Here is a 1319-nt window from a genome sequence, read left to right as displayed (position 1 = left end):
GTCGGCGTAGCCCAGCAGCCCCGCGTCGACGCTGGCGTAGCCCAGCGATCGTATCACCACGCCGGGGAAGACGCGGGCCAGGGTCTCACGCTGATCCGGGTACATGGCCTCTCCACCGAAGAAGATCTTCGTGAGCGGGATGGAGATGCCGGACGACACGACGTGGTGGGCCAGATTCATGATGGTGGTCGGCACGCCGGCCAGCGCGTTCGCCGAGAACTCGTGCAGGGTCTGGGCCATCGACGCGATGTCGACGGCGCCGCTCATGGGCAGGTGCACAGTGGGCACCGGCGCGTGTTCGAGTGAGTCTGCCACGAACAGGAACGACGCGTACAGATCGCCCGCGTAGAAAAGGTTGGCGATGCGATCGCCGGGGGCCAGGCCGTTGTACCCGAAGCCGCGCCCGAAGATCTCGGTGAACGTGTCCCACTCGGCGCGGGTGAACACCGAGAACTTCGGGTTCCCGGTGGTGCCTCCGCTGCGAAAGACGATGCCATCGGTCATGGGGCCGGTGAGGGCGCCGAACGCGGGATGTCGGTTGCTCTGCCAGAAGGCCTCTTGATCGATGACCGGCAGGTCGGTGACCTGCAGGCCCGCCTTGTGAGGCACGTCGCGATACAGGTCGCGGTAGAAGGGCGATCGCTCTCGCGCTGCGCTCACGATCTCATCGAGGGTGTAGATGCGCATGGGTTCTCCTCAACGGGTTTCGAAACCGGGTCAGCCCATCGCACTTGCGACGCGCGCCGGGGTGTAGCACGCCGTCATCGCGCGGCCGCCTGGCGGCTGTCGATGACCTCGCGCAGCTTGCCGCTGCCCGCGGTGTGGCGGAAGGCCTGGGGGCTGATGGCCTCGACCCGCAGCGCCATGCCGAGGCTCACCGAGTCGGCCACGTCCAGGTCGTGGGCGATGAGCGCATCCCGCAGCGCGTTCGTGTCGACCTGGTCTGCGGTCACGAAGACGGTGAGCACGTCACACCCATCGCCGTCAGAGATCTCGACCTGCGTGGGGCCGCCGTAGTCGCAGAAATCGCTGGCGATGCGCGTGAGCTTGCGGTAGTTCAGGAAGTTCGTGCCGGCGCGGAAGACGTCGCCGTGGCGGCCGAGCAGCTCGAAGCGCGGGTCGAGGCGACCGCACGCGCACGGCTCACGCACCCAGCGCCCCATGTCGCCCACGTCGTAGCGCTCGATGCGCTGCCCGCGGCGGTGGTGCGAGGTGAAGACGAGCCTGCCGGCCTCTCCGTCGGCCACCGGCGCATCTTCTTCGAGGCGCACGATCTCGAGGCTCTGCAACCGAGCCAGCAGATGATGGATGCTGCCCGT

The 1319-nt window shown here is 67.7% G+C and carries 2 protein-coding genes; both read right to left on the bottom strand.

Translation table 11 applies throughout. The features are described from left to right. Nucleotides 1–687: phenylacetate--CoA ligase family protein (locus EB084_25740; GenBank protein ID NDD31666.1), on the bottom strand; the 687-nt coding region annotated here is incomplete at its 3' end. A gap of 74 nt (nucleotides 688–761) precedes the next feature. Beyond that, nucleotides 762–1319 (bottom strand): hypothetical protein (locus tag EB084_25735; GenBank protein ID NDD31665.1); only part of this gene is annotated, 558 nt, incomplete at its 5' end.

The organism is Pseudomonadota bacterium (genome assembly GCA_010028905.1).
In the GTDB taxonomy this organism is placed as follows: Bacteria; Vulcanimicrobiota; Xenobia; order RGZZ01; family RGZZ01; genus RGZZ01.
This window is presented reverse-complemented; position numbering and strand designations above follow the sequence as displayed.